Genomic DNA, 17,164 nt, shown 5'->3' on the forward strand with positions numbered 1-17,164 from the left:
CCGAGCCTGGACATTGTGTGTCCAGGTTCGTCAGTCGCAGACGCCGGGGCCCTGCTCTTTTCAGTTACCGCTGGAGTTCAGCGCTTCAGTCAGTGCCGCTTCGACTTCGCTCGCGCTTACACGCAACGGTTTGTCAGCATCACGGCGACGCTTGCGCTCGCTGTGGTATGCCAGACCGGTACCGGCCGGGATCAGACGACCCACGACCACGTTTTCTTTCAGGCCGCGCAGGTAGTCGCGCTTGCCGGTTACCGCCGCTTCGGTCAGTACGCGGGTGGTTTCCTGGAAGGAAGCCGCCGAGATGAACGATTCGGTGGACAGCGAGGCCTTGGTGATACCCAGCAGCACACGGGTGTACTTGGAGATGAACTTGTCTTCCGATGCCAGGCGCTCGTTCTCGCCCAGTACCTGAGTCAGTTCCATCTGGTCGCCCTTGATGAAGCTGGAGTCACCCGACTCGGCGATCTCGACCTTGCGCAGCATCTGACGCAGGATGGTCTCGATGTGCTTGTCGTTGATCTTCACGCCTTGCAGACGGTAAACGTCCTGGATCTCGTTGACGATGTACTTGGCGAGCGCGCTCACACCCAGCAGACGCAGGATGTCGTGCGGATCGCTAGGACCGTCGGAGATAACTTCGCCGCGGTTCACTTGTTCGCCTTCGAAGACGTTCAGGTGACGCCACTTCGGAATCAGCTCTTCGTACGGATCGCTGCCGTCGTTCGGGGTGATGACCAGGCGGCGCTTGCCCTTGGTCTCTTTACCGAACGCGATGGTGCCGCTGACTTCAGCCAGAATCGAGGCTTCTTTCGGGCGACGCGCTTCGAACAGGTCGGCAACGCGTGGCAGACCACCGGTGATGTCACGGGTCTTGGAGGTCTCTTGTGGAATACGGGCGATAACGTCACCCACACCCACTTGCACACCATCCGCAACACCAACGAGGGCGTTGGCCGGCAGGAAGTACTGGGCCGGTACGTCGGTACCTGGCAGCAGCAGATCCTTACCATCGACACCCACCATCTTGACCGCTGGTCGAATTTCTTTACCAGCTGCAGGACGGTCTTTGACGTCCAGTACTTCGATGTTGGTCAGACCGGTCAGTTCGTCGGTCTGGCGCTTGATCGTAATACCTTCTTCCATGCCCACGAAGGTCACGGTACCTTTCATTTCGGTAACGATCGGGTGAGTGTGCGGGTCCCACTTGGCCACGATGGCACCAGCGTCGACCTTGTCGCCTTCCTTCACCGAGATCACGGCACCGTACGGCAGCTTGTAGCGCTCGCGCTCACGACCGAAGTCGTCGGCGATAGCCAGCTCACCGGAACGCGACACAGCAACCAGGTTGCCGTCGGCACGCTCTACGTGTTTCAGGTTGTGCAGACGAACCACACCACCGTTCTTCACCTGGACGCTGTCGGCAGCCGAAGTACGGCTTGCAGCACCACCGATGTGGAACGTACGCATGGTCAGCTGGGTACCCGGCTCACCGATGGACTGGGCAGCGATAACGCCGACCGCTTCACCGATGTTCACCTGGTGACCACGAGCCAGGTCACGACCGTAGCACTTGGCGCAGATGCCGTAGCGGGTTTCACAGCTGATCGGCGAGCGAACGATCACTTCGTCGATGCTGTTGAGTTCGATGAACTCTACCCACTTCTCGTCTACCAGGGTGCCGGCAGGGACGATGACTTCGTCGGTGCCTGGCTTGAACACGTCACGGGCGATAACACGGCCCAGTACACGCTCACCCAGCGGCTCTACAACGTCGCCGCCTTCAATGTGCGGGGTCATCAGCAGACCCTGCTCGGTGCCGCAGTCGATCTCGGTAACTACCAGATCTTGCGCCACGTCTACCAGACGACGAGTCAGGTAACCGGAGTTAGCGGTTTTCAACGCGGTATCCGCCAGACCCTTACGAGCACCGTGAGTCGAGATGAAGTACTGGAGTACGCTCAGACCTTCACGGAAGTTCGCGGTAATTGGCGTCTCGATGATCGAGCCGTCCGGCTTGGCCATCAGGCCACGCATACCAGCCAGCTGACGAATCTGAGCTGCCGAACCCCGGGCACCGGAGTCAGCCATCATGTACATCGAGTTGAAGGATTCCTGGTCAACTTCGTTGCCGTGACGGTCGATGACCTTCTCTTTCGAGAGGTTGGACATCATCGCCTTGGAAACTTCGTCGTTGGCCTTGGACCAGAGGTCGATCACCTTGTTGTACTTCTCGCCCTGGGTTACCAGGCCGGAAGCGTATTGGCTTTCGATCTCTTTCACTTCGTCGGTCGCGGTACCGATGATGCGAGCTTTCTCATCCGGGATAACGAAGTCGTTAACACCGATGGAAACACCCGAAATCGTCGAGTAGGCGAAACCGGTGTACATCAACTGGTCAGCGAAGATAACGGTCTCTTTCAGACCAACCACGCGGTAGCACTGGTTGATCAGCTTGGAGATCGCCTTCTTCTTCATCGGCGTGTTGACGACGTCGAACGACAGGCCTGGTGGAACGACCTGGAACAGCAGCGCACGGCCGACAGTGGTGTCGACGATACGGGTGTTCTTGACGCTGCCGCCATCACGATCGTTTACAGTCTCGTTGATGCGCACTTTGATTTTTGCGTGCAGAGCTGCTTCGCCGGCGCGGAATACCCGGTCGACTTCCTGCAGGTCGGCAAACACGCGGCCTTCGCCCTTGGCGTTGATCGCTTCACGGGTCATGTAGTACAGACCCAGTACAACGTCCTGCGAAGGAACGATGATTGGCTCACCGTTGGCTGGCGACAGGATGTTGTTGGTCGACATCATCAGCGCACGGGCTTCGAGCTGGGCTTCCAGGGTCAGCGGTACGTGGACCGCCATCTGGTCGCCGTCGAAGTCGGCGTTGTACGCAGCACAGACCAGAGGGTGCAGCTGGATAGCCTTACCTTCGATCAATACTGGTTCAAACGCCTGGATACCCAGACGGTGAAGGGTCGGTGCACGGTTGAGCAGCACGGGGTGTTCGCGAATCACTTCGGCGAGCACGTCCCACACCTCTGGCAGCTCGCGCTCGACCATCTTCTTGGCGGCCTTGATGGTGGTCGCCAGACCACGCATTTCCAGCTTGCCGAAGATGAACGGCTTGAACAGCTCCAGGGCCATCTTCTTCGGAAGACCGCACTGGTGCAGGCGCAGGGTCGGGCCTACGGTAATTACCGAACGACCCGAGTAGTCAACGCGCTTACCGAGCAAGTTCTGACGGAAACGACCCTGCTTACCCTTGATCATGTCAGCCAGGGATTTCAGAGGACGCTTGTTGGAACCGGTGATGGCGCGACCGCGACGACCGTTGTCCAGCAGGGCATCGACCGCTTCCTGCAGCATGCGCTTTTCGTTGCGCACGATGATGTCAGGAGCCGACAGGTCCAGCAGACGCTTCAGACGGTTGTTACGGTTGATCACTCGACGATACAGGTCGTTGAGGTCGGAAGTCGCGAAGCGACCGCCATCCAGTGGGACCAGTGGACGCAGGTCTGGCGGCAGAACCGGCAGAACGGTCAACACCATCCACTCAGGCAGGTTGCCGGACCCCTGGAAGGCTTCCATCAACTTCAGGCGCTTGGACAGCTTCTTGATCTTGGTTTCCGAGTTGGTCTGCGGAATCTCTTCGCGCAGGCGGCCGATCTCGTGTTCCAGGTCAATGGCGTGCAGCAGCTCGCGGACAGCCTCGGCACCCATGCGGGCGTCGAAGTCGTCACCGAACTCTTCGAGGGCTTCGAAGTACTGCTCGTCGTTCAGCAGCTGGCCCTTCTCCAGGGTAGTCATGCCCGGGTCGATAACGACGTAGCTCTCGAAGTAGAGCACGCGCTCGATATCACGCAGGGTCATGTCCATCAGCAGGCCGATACGCGACGGCAGCGACTTCAGGAACCAGATGTGGGCAACTGGCGAGGCCAGTTCGATGTGCGCCATGCGCTCACGACGAACCTTGGCCAGCGCGACTTCAACGCCGCACTTCTCGCAGATCACACCACGGTGTTTCAGGCGCTTGTACTTACCGCACAGGCACTCGTAGTCCTTGACTGGGCCAAAGATCTTGGCGCAGAACAGGCCGTCACGCTCGGGTTTGAACGTACGGTAGTTGATGGTTTCCGGCTTTTTAACTTCACCGAACGACCACGAACGGATCATCTCAGGCGACGCCAACCCGATACGGATTGCGTCAAACTCTTCGACTTGACCCTGGTTTTTCAGCAAATTCAGTAGGTCTTTCAAGGCCTTTCCTCCTGGCGGAGCAGGGAGCAGGCTTTAGGGGCCTGCTCCCGATTCGCGTCGCGTGTTATTCGGTTTCCAGATCGATATCGATACCGAGGGAACGAATCTCTTTGATCAACACGTTGAAGGACTCGGGCATGCCCGGCTCCATACGGTGATCGCCGTCCACGATGTTCTTGTACATCTTGGTACGACCGTTCACATCGTCCGACTTCACTGTGAGCATTTCTTGCAGGGTGTAGGCAGCACCGTAAGCTTCCAGTGCCCAGACCTCCATCTCCCCGAAACGCTGACCACCGAACTGAGCCTTACCACCCAGCGGCTGCTGGGTAACCAGGCTGTAGGAACCAGTGGAACGCGCGTGCATCTTGTCGTCCACCAAGTGGTTCAGTTTCAGCATGTACATGTAGCCAACAGTAACGTGACGCTCGAACTTGTTGCCGGTACGGCCGTCGAACAGCTGCATCTGGCCGCTTTCTGGCAGGTCTGCCAGTTTCAGCATGGCCTTGATTTCGCTTTCCTTGGCACCGTCGAATACCGGGGTGGCCATAGGCACGCCGCCACGCAGGTTCTTCGCCAGGTCCAGGATTTCCTGGTCGCTGAAGCTTTCCAGGTTCTCTTGGCGGCCACCGATCTCGTTGTAGATCTCGGTGAGGAACTTGCGCAGCTCGATGACTTTACGCTGCTCTTCGAGCATGCGGTTGATCTTTTCGCCCAAGCCCTTGGCCGCGAGGCCCAGGTGGGTTTCCAGGATCTGACCGACGTTCATACGCGAAGGTACGCCCAGCGGGTTGAGGACCACGTCCACAGGCGTGCCGTTGGCATCGTGTGGCATGTCTTCAACCGGCATGATCACGGAGACCACACCCTTGTTACCGTGACGACCGGCCATCTTGTCGCCCGGCTGGATGCGGCGACGGATTGCCAGGTAAACCTTGACGATTTTCAGCACGCCTGGAGCCAGGTCATCGCCTTGCTGCAGTTTGCGCTTCTTGTCTTCGAACTTGTCGTCCAGCAGGCGACGGCGATCAACGATGTACTGCTGGGCACGCTCCAGCTGTTCGTTGAGGGCGTCTTCGGCCATGCGCAGTTTGAACCACTGGCCGTGCTCCAGACCGTCCAGGACTTCGTTGGTGATTTCCAGACCTTTCTTCAGGCCGGCACCACCATCGACGATCTGGCCAACCAGGGCCTGACGCAGACGTTCGAAGGTTGCGCCTTCGACGATACGGAACTCTTCGTTGAGGTCCTTGCGGATCTCGTCCAGCTGGCTCTTCTCGATCGACAGCGCACGAGCGTCACGCTCAACGCCGTCACGGGTGAAGACCTGCACGTCGATGACAGTACCCTTGGTGCCGGTAGGCACGCGCAGGGAGGTGTCCTTAACGTCGCTGGCTTTCTCGCCGAAGATGGCGCGCAGCAGTTTTTCTTCCGGAGTCAGTTGGGTCTCGCCTTTCGGAGTGACCTTGCCGACCAGGATGTCGCCGGCGCCGACTTCGGCACCTACGTAGACGATACCGGCTTCGTCCAGCTTGTTCAGCGCTGCTTCACCCACGTTCGGGATGTCAGCGGTGATTTCCTCTGGGCCAAGCTTGGTGTCACGGGCCACACAGGTCAGTTCCTGGATGTGGATCGTGGTGAAACGGTCTTCCTGAACCACACGCTCCGACAGACAGATGGAGTCTTCGAAGTTGAAACCGTTCCAGGCCATGAACGCGATGCGCATGTTCTGGCCCAGTGCCAGTTCACCCATGTCGGTGGACGGGCCGTCGGCCATGATGTCGCTGCGCTGAACACGGTCACCCTTGCTTACCAGCGGACGCTGGTTGATGCAGGTGTTCTGGTTCGAACGGGTGTATTTGGTCAGGTTGTAGATGTCTACACCGGCTTCGCCTGGCTCGACTTCATCGTCCGCCACGCGAACAACGATACGGCTGGCATCGACGGAGTCGATCACGCCGCCACGACGGGCCACGACGCAAACGCCGGAGTCACGGGCAACGTTGCGCTCCATGCCGGTACCTACCAGCGGCTTGTCGGCGCGCAGGGTCGGTACAGCCTGACGCTGCATGTTGGAACCCATCAACGCACGGTTGGCGTCGTCGTGCTCCAGGAACGGAATCAGCGAGGCTGCGACCGAGACTACCTGCTTGGGCGAAACGTCCATCAGGGTTACGTCTTCAGGCGCCTTCACGGTGAATTCGTTCAGGTGACGTACGGCTACCAGTTCGTCGATCAGGACCTTGTTCTCGTTCATGGTCGCCGAAGCCTGCGCGATCACGTGATCGGCTTCTTCAATGGCGGACAGGAACACGATCTCGTCGGTGACCACACCCTCTTTAACAACGCGGTACGGGCTTTCCAGGAAGCCGTACTGGTTGGTGCGAGCGTATGCAGCCAGGGAGTTGATCAGGCCGATGTTCGGACCTTCAGGGGTCTCGATCGGGCACACGCGACCGTAGTGAGTCGGGTGTACGTCACGGACTTCGAAGCCTGCGCGCTCACGGGTCAGACCACCTGGGCCGAGTGCGGAGACACGACGCTTGTGGGTAATTTCCGACAGCGGGTTGTTCTGGTCCATGAACTGCGACAGCTGGCTGGAACCGAAGAACTCTTTCACCGCGGCCGCTACCGGCTTGGCGTTGATCAGGTCCTGAGGCATCAGGCCTTCGCTTTCGGCCATCGACAGGCGTTCCTTGACCGCACGCTCAACGCGCACCAGGCCAACACGGAACTGGTTCTCGGCCATTTCGCCTACGCAGCGAACACGACGGTTACCCAGGTGGTCGATGTCGTCGACGATGCCCTTGCCGTTACGGATGTCGACCAGGGTCTTCAGTACGGCAACGATGTCTTCCTTGCTCAGCACGCCCGAACCTTCGATCTCGGTACGACCGATACGACGGTTGAACTTCATGCGACCTACAGCAGACAGGTCGTAGCGCTCTGGGCTGAAGAACAGGTTGTTGAACAGGGTCTCGGCAGCGTCCTTGGTTGGCGGCTCGCCAGGACGCATCATGCGGTAGATCTCGACCAGCGCTTCCAGTTGGTTGGCGGTGGAGTCGATCTTCAGCGTGTCGGAGATGAACGGACCGCAGTCGATGTCGTTGGTGTACAACGTCTCGATACGGACGACCTGGGCCTTGGCGATCTTCACCAGCAGCTCGGTGCTCAGTTCAGTGTTGCACTCGCAAAGGATTTCACCGGTTGCCGGGTGAACGATGGCCTTGGCGGTAGTGCGACCCAGCACGTAGTCCAGCGGAACTTCCAGCTCTTTGATGCCGGCTTTTTCCAACTGGTTGATGTGACGGGCAGTGATACGACGGCCCTGTTCGACGATGACCTTGCCGGTACCATCGAGGATGTCCAGGACAGCGATTTCACCACGCAGGCGCTGAGGCACCAGCTCCAGGCTGAGCTTTTCGCCCTGCACGTGGAATACGTTGGTGGTGTAGAAGGCATCGAGGACTTCCTCGGTGCTGTAGCCCAGTGCGCGCAGCAGTACCGACGCAGGCAGCTTGCGACGACGGTCGATCCGGACGAATACACAGTCTTTCGGGTCGAATTCGAAGTCCAGCCACGAGCCGCGGTAAGGAATGATGCGGGCCGAGTACAACAGTTTGCCGGAGCTGTGAGTCTTGCCACGGTCGTGGTCGAAGAACACACCTGGCGAACGGTGCAACTGGGAGACGATAACGCGCTCGGTACCGTTGATTACGAAGGTACCGTTTTCGGTCATCAGGGGGATTTCCCCCATGTAGACTTCCTGCTCCTTGATGTCCTTGATCGCTTTGTTCGACGATTCTTTGTCGAAAATGATCAGGCGTACTTTTACCCGCAAAGGTACGGCGTACGTTACGCCACGCAATACGCATTCTTTGACATCAAAGGCCGGTTCGCCCAGGCGATAACCAACGTACTCCAGAGCAGCGTTGCCGGAGTAGCTGATGATCGGGAAAACGGATTTGAAGGCCGCATGCAGACCGACGTCACGGAACTGGTCCTTGGTCGCGCCCGCCTGCAAGAATTCGCGATACGAATCCAGCTGGATAGCCAAGAGGTACGGTACGTCCATGACGTCCGGCAACTTGCTAAAGTCCTTGCGGATACGTTTTTTCTCAGTGTATGAGTAAGCCATCAGCGTTCCCCAGCTTGGTCACCTGCTTGTTTGGCCTCCCCCGACGGGAGCGGCCAGAAAATCGTGCAAACCCCTTGGTTTGCGCCACCGTCATCGGTGGTTGAAGCACGTTAGAGGCGCTGACCTGATCAGCTGCCAATAACGGAAAAAGGCCGGTGGCATGAGCCACCAGCCATCAGCCGTTCGCTTGACGCTCGGGCTGGAGACGCAAGGTCGAAATTACTTGACTTCGACTTTGGCGCCTGCTTCTTCCAGCTTCTTCTTGGCGTCTTCAGCGGCTTCTTTCGAAACGCCTTCAGCAACGACCTGAGGAGCGGTGTCAACTTTCTCTTTGGCTTCTTTCAGGCCCAGACCGGTCAGTTCACGAACTGCCTTGATCACGTTGACCTTCTTCTCGCCGGCTTCAACCAGAACAACGTTGAACTCGGTTTGCTCTTCAACAGCAGCAGCAGCTACAGCTGGGCCAGCCGAAGCAGCGGCAGCGGTAACACCGAATTTTTCTTCGAAAGCTTTGATCAGCTCAACAACTTCCATTACGGACATTGCGCCAACAGCTTCGAGGATTTGCTCTTGAGTAACGGACATGACTCTTTTCCTGAATTGGGGGACGGCCTACGCGACCATCGAAATAAACAAAAAACGCGAGAAGCGAGCGGCCCTTAGGCTGCAGCGGCTTCTTTCTGGTCGCGAAGTGCCGCCAGAGTACGAGCCAGTTTGCTGGTAGCGCCTTGAATCACGCTCATCAGCTGGGAAATGGCTTCGTCACGGGTCGGCAGCGTTGCCAGCACGTCGATCTGATTAGCTGCGAGGAACTTGCCCTCGAACGCAGCTGCCTTGATCTCGAACTTGTCCTGACCTTTAGCGAACTCTTTGAAGATACGAGCAGCAGCGCCCGGATGTTCTTTGGAGAAAGCGATCAAGGTCGGGCCTTTGAACACGTCGTTGAGGATCGAGTAATCGGTGCCTTCAACAGCGCGCTTGAGCAGGGTGTTACGTACGACACGTACGTATACGCCAGCTTCGCGGGCCTCTTTACGGAGTCCGGTCATAGCGCCTACAGTCACACCACGGGCATCAGCCACGACAGCGGACAGGGCACCTTTGGCAGCCTCGTTGACTTCAGCGACGATGGCCTTCTTGTCTTCGAGTTTAATTGCCACGGGTTTAACTCCTGCTTGTTACCGTTTCATCTGGCCTGGGCCGGATGTCGTTTTGGTGTCTAGTTCCAAAAAGGAACCGGGAGCACCATCTGCGTAGGCTTGTGGTTTAAGACTTGCGTCGCCTACGGTCTTGGATAGCCCCCGCAAAGCAGGGACCCCAATTTTTTCAACAGGGGTGATCGCTCACCCCTGCTTTACGTCTTAAGCGGTCAGGGAACCCTGGTCGATGACCAGACCTGGGCCCATGGTGGTGCTCAGGGTAACGCGCTTGACGTAGATACCTTTCGAGGAAGCTGGCTTGATACGCTTCAGATCAGCGATCAGGGCTTCAACGTTTTCCTTCAGCTTGGTGGCTTCGAAGCCAACCTTGCCAACGGAGGTGTGGATGATGCCGTTTTTGTCGGTGCGGTAGCGAACCTGACCAGCCTTGGCGTTTTTAACCGCGGTGGCTACGTCTGGAGTCACGGTACCGACTTTCGGGTTAGGCATCAGGCCACGTGGACCCAGGATCTGACCCAGTTGACCTACAACGCGCATGGCATCAGGCGATGCGATGACTACGTCATAGTTCAGGTCGCCGCCTTTCATTTCGGCAGCCAGGTCGTCCATGCCAACGCGGTCTGCGCCTGCAGCCAGGGCAGCTTCAGCAGCTGGACCTTGGGTGAAGACAGCAACACGTACGGTCTTGCCAGTGCCGTGTGGCAGCACGGTAGCGCTACGTACGACCTGGTCGGATTTACGTGGGTCAACGCCCAGGTTCACGGCGACGTCGAACGACTCGCTGAACTTGACGGTCGACAGCTCAGCCAGCAGAGCGGCGGCTTCTTCGAAGTTGTAGACTTTGCCAGCTTCGATTTTGGAAGCAATAGCCTTTTGGCGCTTGGTCAGCTTAGCCATTACACACCCTCCACGTTGAGGCCCATGCTGCGAGCCGAGCCAGCGATGGTGCGCACGGCGGCGTCCATGTCGGCAGCGGTCAGGTCAGCATTTTTGACCTTGGCGATTTCTTCCAGCTGAGCACGGGTCACGGTACCGACTTTAACGGTGTTCGGACGTGCGGAACCGCTGGTCAGGCCAGCAGCTTTCTTCAGCAGAACCGAAGCTGGGGTGCTTTTGGTTTCGAAGGTGAAGCTACGGTCACTGTAGACAGTGATGATAACTGGAGTTGGCAAGCCGACTTCTTGACCCTGAGTACGGGCGTTGAAGGCCTTGCAGAATTCCATGATGTTCACGCCATGTTGACCCAGAGCCGGGCCGACGGGCGGGCTAGGGTTGGCCTGGCCGGCCTTTACTTGCAGCTTGATGTAAGCCGTGATCTTCTTAGCCATGAGCTACTCCAATATCGGGTACGAACGCCAATTCAGGCTCCCCGGTTGCTTGCGTTTTATCCCAGAGACGACAAAACCCCGCAGCTTACGCCTGCGGGGCATGGGATATGCCTTCAATCAGACCTTTTCGACCTGACTGAACTCGAGCTCTACCGGAGTAGAGCGTCCGAAAATGAGCACGGCCACTTGGATCCGGCTCTTTTCGTAGTTGACCTCTTCGACGGTACCGTTGAAATCCGCGAACGGACCATCGGTAACGCGAACAACCTCGCCCGGCTCGAACAGAGTCTTGGGCTTTGGCTTGTCGCTGCCGTCAGCGACGCGACGAAGGATAGCTTCAGCTTCCTTGTCGGTGATTGGTGCAGGCTTGTCAGCGGTACCGCCGATGAAGCCCATCACGCGAGGAGTGTCCTTGACCAAGTGCCAAGTACCCTCGTTCATTTCCATCTGGACCAGCACATAGCCTGGGAAGAACTTACGTTCGCTTTTGCGCTTCTGGCCATTGCGCATTTCTACCACTTCTTCAGTGGGGACCAGAATTTCGCCAAAACCGTCTTCCATGCCAGCCAGCTTTACACGCTCGATCAAAGAGCGCATAACATGCTTCTCGTAACCCGAGTAGGCATGCACAACGTACCAACGCTTAGCCACGGGACACCCTTAGCCGACGATCAAGGAAACAAGCCAGCCGAGCAGGGAATCAAGACCCCACAACAGCAACGCCATGACCAGGACGACCGCCACTACGATCAGCGTGGTCTGCGTGGTCTCTTGGCGAGTTGGCCATACGACTTTACGGATTTCGGTACGAGCTTCCTTTGCCAGGACGAAGAACGACTTGCCTTTGGCGGTCTGCAGCGCGGTGAACGCAGCTACACCAGCAATGACGAGCAGTGCAAGCACCCGGTACAGGATCGGAGATGCGTGGTAATACTGATTACCAACCACGCCAACCACCACCAAAGCGACAACAACCAGCCACTTGAGCAGATCAAAGCGAGAGTCTTGGGCTTCAGCCTTAGGGGTCATCTAGGAGGATCCTGTGAAAAGAAAGCCAGACATCACCGAGTGAAGCTGGCAGGTCAGGAGGGAATCGAACCCCCAACCTACGGTTTTGGAGACCGTCGCTCTGCCAATTGAGCTACTGACCTAGAAACATAATCAGGCCGACCAGTATGCCGGACCGAATAAGCGATTACAACCACTTATAAAACAAAGGCAGATATTTTCATATCTGCCTGTGTAATGGAGCTCTTGAGCGGATTTGAACCGCTGACCTCACCCTTACCAAGGGTGTGCTCTACCAACTGAGCTACAAGAGCGAAACACTTTGCACAACCAGCAAACTTGGAGCGGGTAGCGGGAATCGAACCCGCATCATCAGCTTGGAAGGCTGAGGTTCTACCACTAAACTATACCCGCGGAGCTTGCTGCTCACGCTAAATTGGTGGAGGGGGAAGGATTCGAACCTTCGAAGTCTGAGACGTCAGATTTACAGTCTGATCCCTTTGGCCGCTCGGGAACCCCTCCTGAACGTGGGCGGCATTATCAACCTCTGCCGTCCTTCTGTCAAGCGTTTTTTTCAATTAAATCTGAAAGTTAGCTTCGTTTGACAGTCGCTTCACACCTTGAGCGTTTCCGCTTATCGCTGTGGAGCGGGCGCCATTCTATGCAGGATTCAAGAACCTTGCAACCCCTCACACAACATTATTTTCTGTTTTAAGTCTTTGAAATCATTGGAAAGTCTCTGGAGCAGGGTTTCGTCCAGCAAACGCCGGCTTTCGGGCGCAATTCGCAGCCAGTGAAAAACGCCTTCGGGGCTGCCAACCGGCACCGCGCGAGCGGAAATATCCAGGCTGGTGAGGCGTTGCTCTATAGGAGCCAGCTGTTCAGGCCGCGAAAAGCCGCCCAGGTACAGGCAGTTTTCATCACGCGCCGGCGGCTTGGCTGCAGCCGCAGCACGTGCACGCGCATCATCGGACTCACTCAGCAGGCGAATATCCTGCTGGGAGCCCTTGTAGAGCGACAGCGAGGTCACTTCCTTGGGCCTCAGCGGCGCTTCCTGCTGGTGCCATACAAAGTAGAAAACGTTCAGTACCAGCAGCAGGAGAAATAACCAGCGCATAATCACCTCAGGCCACCGGACAAGCGATGGCCAGGCCAACGAAGACAAGATCAGGAATGACGCTGGCACCTGGCACTGCATCCTTTACCAGCTCGGCATCGCCACCTGTGAGATACAGGGTGAAATCATCGCCCCACAGCTGCGCCGCCTGCTCGACCTGGGTGAGCACGAAGCCGCGCATCATCTGTGTGCAACCACGCTCCACTGCCTCTACCGTATTGCGCCCGGGTGCCAGGCTGCCGTGGGCGCGCTCGGCGGACTGGTCGTCGTAGCGAATCTTGCGGGTATGGGTGCGCAGCTGCCCGCGCATCAGCGGCATGCCCGGGCAGATGAACCCACCCAGGTGCTCGCCATCCGGGGCGACGAAGTCGGAAGTGACGGCCGTGCCCAGGTCGATGACCACACACGCGCGCCCTGCCAGTTTATAACCCGCTACCAGGGCCACCCAACGGTCGAGGCCCAGGCGTTCGAATTCCTGGTAACCGTTGCGTACCCCTAGCAATGTTTTTGCAGGACGCGCACAGACAGGCTGTACGGAGAACTCGGTGGCCAGCAACGCCATCAGGCGACTGGTCTCGTCTTCGTTGCGAACGCTCACCAGACGACAATGCAGCAGCTGCAGGCCATCGATCGATTTCACCGCCTCGACCAGCACCTGGTCGGCGTCCACGACGCCACCGGCAAGGCGCGCACCGCCCTCACCCGCGATGACCCGCCATTTGATGAAACTGTTACCGCAGTCCAGCTCAAGAATCATTGCGCAACCTCAGGCTGAGCTCACCACCACTAAAGCTTTTTTCCACGCCATCAACCTCGAGGCGCAACGCGCCCTGGTGATCGATGCCCAATACCACGCCGTCTATCTGGTTGACTCCAGCGATCAGCGATACCGCACGCCCTTGCCAGACATGATTGGCCTCCCATAGCGCTTGGATCGCTGCGAAACCCTGCTCGCGATGCAAGGCCAGGTACTGCTCCAGGCGCTGGTTGAGGATGGCCACCAGCTGATTACGATCAATGGCCTTGCCGGCCTCCAGTTGCATGGAGGTCCACTGCTGGTCGACCGCATCGGTTGCCTGCATGTTCACATTGATGCCAATACCCAGCACCACGTGGCAGACATCGGCAGGGTCACCCACCAGCTCCAGGAGAATGCCGGCTATCTTGCGCTGGTCCACCAACAGGTCATTGGGCCACTTCAGCCCGGCCTTGGCGATGCCCAGCTCACGCAGGGCCTGCATCACTGCCACCCCCACGACCAGGCTCAAGCCTTCGAGCTGGCGCAGGCCGCCATCGATGCGCAGCACCAGGCTGTAATAGAGGTTTTCCGCGAACGGGCTAACCCAGGTGCGCCCACGACGCCCCCGCCCTGCCGACTGCCGTTCAGCCAGCACCAGGAAAGGCGCACTCTCCCCCCTGCCGATGGCCCGTAGCGCCTCGGCGTTGGTGGAATCAATGGAATCAAAGATCAAGGTCGGCCAGCCTGGGGCGCCCGCATAGGCGTCTATGGCGTCCGCCTCCAACAACGCCAAGGGCGCAGCCAGCTGATAACCGCGGCCGCGGACCTTGTGGATAGGGAGATTGAGCTCGGCCTCCAGGTGCTGCAGCTGCTTCCAGACAGCGCTGCGGCTGATACCCAAGGCGGCTCCCAAGTCCTGGCCGGAATGGAAGCGACCATCCTTCAAGAGATTCAACAACGTCAACATGCCAGATTCGCCTCACAATGAGGCAGGCATGATAGCCATGCTGATGGCCGTTGCATAGAAATGGCCGGAAACATGGCCCGTAGCAGCGGCCACAGGCCGCGTCCGGGGACTTTTTGCGCACGCCAGAAAGACAAAACCCCCACCTGCGTTAGCAGATGGGGGTTTCGGAATTTAATCTTGACGATGACCTACTCTCACATGGGGAAACCCCACACTACCATCGGCGATGCATCGTTTCACTGCTGAGTTCGGGATGGGATCAGGTGGTTCCAATGCTCTATGGTCGTCAAGAAATTCTGTAGCCAGGATGCCCTTTGGGAGGCATTCCAGCGAATCGGGTATGTGATGGTATTTGTGAATCAGCAAACTTTCGGTTCGTATCATCTTCATAACACCGCAATCTGGTCGTTCGACGCAAATTGCTTGGGTGTTATATGGTCAAGCCTCACGGGCAATTAGTATTGGTTAGCTCAACGCCTCACAGCGCTTACACACCCAACCTATCAACGTCGTAGTCTTCGACGGCCCTTTAGGGAACTCAAGGTTCCAGTGAGATCTCATCTTGAGGCAAGTTTCCCGCTTAGATGCTTTCAGCGGTTATCTTTTCCGAACATAGCTACCCGGCAATGCCACTGGCGTGACAACCGGAACACCAGAGGTTCGTCCACTCCGGTCCTCTCGTACTAGGAGCAGCCCCTCTCAAATCTCAAACGTCCACGGCAGATAGGGACCGAACTGTCTCACGACGTTCTAAACCCAGCTCGCGTACCACTTTAAATGGCGAACAGCCATACCCTTGGGACCGGCTTCAGCCCCAGGATGTGATGAGCCGACATCGAGGTGCCAAACACCGCCGTCGATATGAACTCTTGGGCGGTATCAGCCTGTTATCCCCGGAGTACCTTTTATCCGTTGAGCGATGGCCCTTCCATACAGAACCACCGGATCACTAAGACCTACTTTCGTACCTGCTCGACGTGTCTGTCTCGCAGTCAAGCGCGCTTTTGCCTTTATACTCTACGACCGATTTCCGACCGGTCTGAGCGCACCTTCGTACTCCTCCGTTACTCTTTAGGAGGAGACCGCCCCAGTCAAACTACCCACCATACACTGTCCTCGATCCGGATAACGGACCTGAGTTAGAACCTCAAAGTTGCCAGGGTGGTATTTCAAGGATGGCTCCACGCGAACTGGCGTCCACGCTTCAAAGCCTCCCACCTATCCTACACAAGCAAATTCAAAGTCCAGTGCAAAGCTATAGTAAAGGTTCACGGGGTCTTTCCGTCTAGCCGCGGATACACTGCATCTTCACAGCGATTTCAATTTCACTGAGTCTCGGGTGGAGACAGCGCCGCCATCGTTACGCCATTCGTGCAGGTCGGAACTTACCCGACAAGGAATTTCGCTACCTTAGGACCGTTATAGTTACGGCCGCCGTTTACCGGGGCTTCGATCAAGAGCTTCGCGTTAGCTAACCCCATCAATTAACCTTCCGGCACCGGGCAGGCGTCACACCCTATACGTCCACTTTCGTGTTTGCAGAGTGCTGTGTTTTTAATAAACAGTCGCAGCGGCCTGGTATCTTCGACCGGCATGGGCTTACGGAGCAAGTCCTTCACCCTCACCGGCGCACCTTCTCCCGAAGTTACGGTGCCATTTTGCCTAGTTCCTTCACCCGAGTTCTCTCAAGCGCCTTGGTATTCTCTACCCAACCACCTGTGTCGGTTTGGGGTACGGTTCCCGGTTATCTGAAGCTTAGAAGCTTTTCTTGGAAGCATGGCATCAACCACTTCGTCGCCTAAAGGCAACTCGTCATCAGCTCTCGGCCTTAGAATCCCGGATTTACCTAAGATTCCAGCCTACCACCTTAAACTTGGACAACCAACGCCAAGCTGGCCTAGCCTTCTCCGTCCCTCCATCGCAATAACCGGAAGTACAGGAATATTAACCTGTTTTCCATCGACTACGCTTTTCAGCCTCGCCTTAGGGACCGACTAACCCTGCGTCGATTAACGTTGCGCAGGAAACCTTGGTCTTTCGGCGTGGGTGTTTTTCACACCCATTGTCGTTACTCATGTCAGCATTCGCACTTCTGATACCTCCAGCAAGCTTCTCAACTCACCTTCACAGGCTTACAGAACGCTCCTCTACCGCATCACCCGAAGGTGATACCCGTAGCTTCGGTGCATGGTTTGAGCCCCGTTACATCTTCCGCGCAGGCCGACTCGACTAGTGAGCTATTACGCTTTCTTTAAAGGGTGGCTGCTTCTAAGCCAACCTCCTAGCTGTCTAAGCCTTCCCACATCGTTTCCCACTTAACCATGACTTTGGGACCTTAGCTGACGGTCTGGGTTGTTTCCCTTTTCACGACGGACGTTAGCACCCGCCGTGTGTCTCCCATGCTCGGCACTTGTAGGTATTCGGAGTTTGCATCGGTTTGGTAAGTC

General features: G+C 57.3%; 11 protein-coding genes, 4 tRNA genes and 2 rRNA genes (1 of these 17 running past the window's edge). All 17 read right to left on the bottom strand.

Translation table 11 applies throughout. From position 1 onward, the window contains the following. Window positions 1-60: 60 nt before the first annotated feature. Entirely contained in the window at window positions 61-4,260 is a 4,200-nt protein-coding gene (gene rpoC, locus RAM80_RS14210; RefSeq protein ID WP_268147895.1) for a DNA-directed RNA polymerase subunit beta', read from the bottom strand. Between the two features lie 64 nt (window positions 4,261-4,324). Then, window positions 4,325-8,398, bottom strand: a complete 4,074-nt coding sequence (rpoB, locus tag RAM80_RS14215) for a DNA-directed RNA polymerase subunit beta (protein ID WP_416427124.1) — start codon at window positions 8,396-8,398, stop codon at window positions 4,325-4,327. Between the two features lie 219 nt (window positions 8,399-8,617). After that, window positions 8,618-8,983: a 50S ribosomal protein L7/L12 gene (gene rplL, locus RAM80_RS14220; RefSeq protein ID WP_416427125.1), complete on the bottom strand. Its 366-nt coding sequence runs from the start codon at window positions 8,981-8,983 to the stop codon at window positions 8,618-8,620. A gap of 74 nt (window positions 8,984-9,057) precedes the next feature. Next, complete coding sequence (gene rplJ / locus RAM80_RS14225) at window positions 9,058-9,558, bottom strand: 50S ribosomal protein L10 (protein WP_416427126.1); 501 nt, start codon at window positions 9,556-9,558, stop codon at window positions 9,058-9,060. Between the two features lie 201 nt (window positions 9,559-9,759). Continuing rightward, window positions 9,760-10,455: a 50S ribosomal protein L1 gene (gene rplA / locus RAM80_RS14230; RefSeq protein WP_416427127.1), complete on the bottom strand. Its 696-nt coding sequence runs from the start codon at window positions 10,453-10,455 to the stop codon at window positions 9,760-9,762. Beyond that, on the bottom strand, window positions 10,455-10,886 hold the full coding sequence (rplK, locus tag RAM80_RS14235) for a 50S ribosomal protein L11 (protein WP_416427128.1): 432 nt from the start codon (window positions 10,884-10,886) through the stop codon (window positions 10,455-10,457). Before rplK ends, rplA begins: the two co-directional genes overlap by 1 nt. A 117-nt stretch (window positions 10,887-11,003) precedes the next feature. After that, the gene (gene nusG, locus RAM80_RS14240; protein WP_108240418.1) at window positions 11,004-11,537 is read right to left on the bottom strand and encodes a transcription termination/antitermination protein NusG; all 534 of its coding nucleotides are present in this window, start codon (window positions 11,535-11,537) and stop codon (window positions 11,004-11,006) included. A gap of 9 nt (window positions 11,538-11,546) precedes the next feature. Further along, window positions 11,547-11,915 carry a preprotein translocase subunit SecE gene (gene secE / locus RAM80_RS14245; protein ID WP_027981997.1) on the bottom strand — a complete coding sequence of 123 codons (369 nt, stop codon included), beginning with the start codon at window positions 11,913-11,915 and terminating at the stop codon, window positions 11,547-11,549. Between the two features lie 46 nt (window positions 11,916-11,961). Beyond that, window positions 11,962-12,037 (bottom strand) — tRNA-Trp (locus tag RAM80_RS14250). A 95-nt stretch (window positions 12,038-12,132) separates the two neighbouring features. Beyond that, window positions 12,133-12,208 (bottom strand) — tRNA-Thr (locus RAM80_RS14255). 26 nt (window positions 12,209-12,234) lie between these two features. Continuing rightward, window positions 12,235-12,308: transfer RNA gene (locus tag RAM80_RS14260), tRNA-Gly, on the bottom strand. 23 nt (window positions 12,309-12,331) lie between these two features. Further along, window positions 12,332-12,416 (bottom strand) — tRNA-Tyr (locus RAM80_RS14265). Window positions 12,417-12,564: 148 nt separating this feature from the next. After that, window positions 12,565-13,011: a hypothetical protein gene (locus RAM80_RS14270; protein WP_416427129.1), complete on the bottom strand. Its 447-nt coding sequence runs from the start codon at window positions 13,009-13,011 to the stop codon at window positions 12,565-12,567. Window positions 13,012-13,018: 7 nt separating this feature from the next. Next, the gene (locus tag RAM80_RS14275; protein WP_416427130.1) at window positions 13,019-13,768 is read right to left on the bottom strand and encodes a pantothenate kinase; all 750 of its coding nucleotides are present in this window, start codon (window positions 13,766-13,768) and stop codon (window positions 13,019-13,021) included. Continuing rightward, on the bottom strand, window positions 13,758-14,717 hold the full coding sequence (birA, locus tag RAM80_RS14280) for a bifunctional biotin--[acetyl-CoA-carboxylase] ligase/biotin operon repressor BirA (protein ID WP_416427131.1): 960 nt from the start codon (window positions 14,715-14,717) through the stop codon (window positions 13,758-13,760). The genes RAM80_RS14275 and birA overlap by 11 nt, the downstream gene beginning before the upstream one ends. 175 nt (window positions 14,718-14,892) lie before the next feature. After that, window positions 14,893-15,008, bottom strand: a 5S ribosomal RNA gene (gene rrf, locus RAM80_RS14285). A 143-nt stretch (window positions 15,009-15,151) separates the two neighbouring features. Next, window positions 15,152-17,164, bottom strand: a 23S ribosomal RNA gene (locus tag RAM80_RS14290) (it continues 880 nt past the right edge of the window).

The sequence above is a fragment of the Pseudomonas sp. App30 genome, from assembly GCF_047947025.1.
GTDB lineage: Bacteria > Pseudomonadota > Gammaproteobacteria > Pseudomonadales > Pseudomonadaceae > Aquipseudomonas.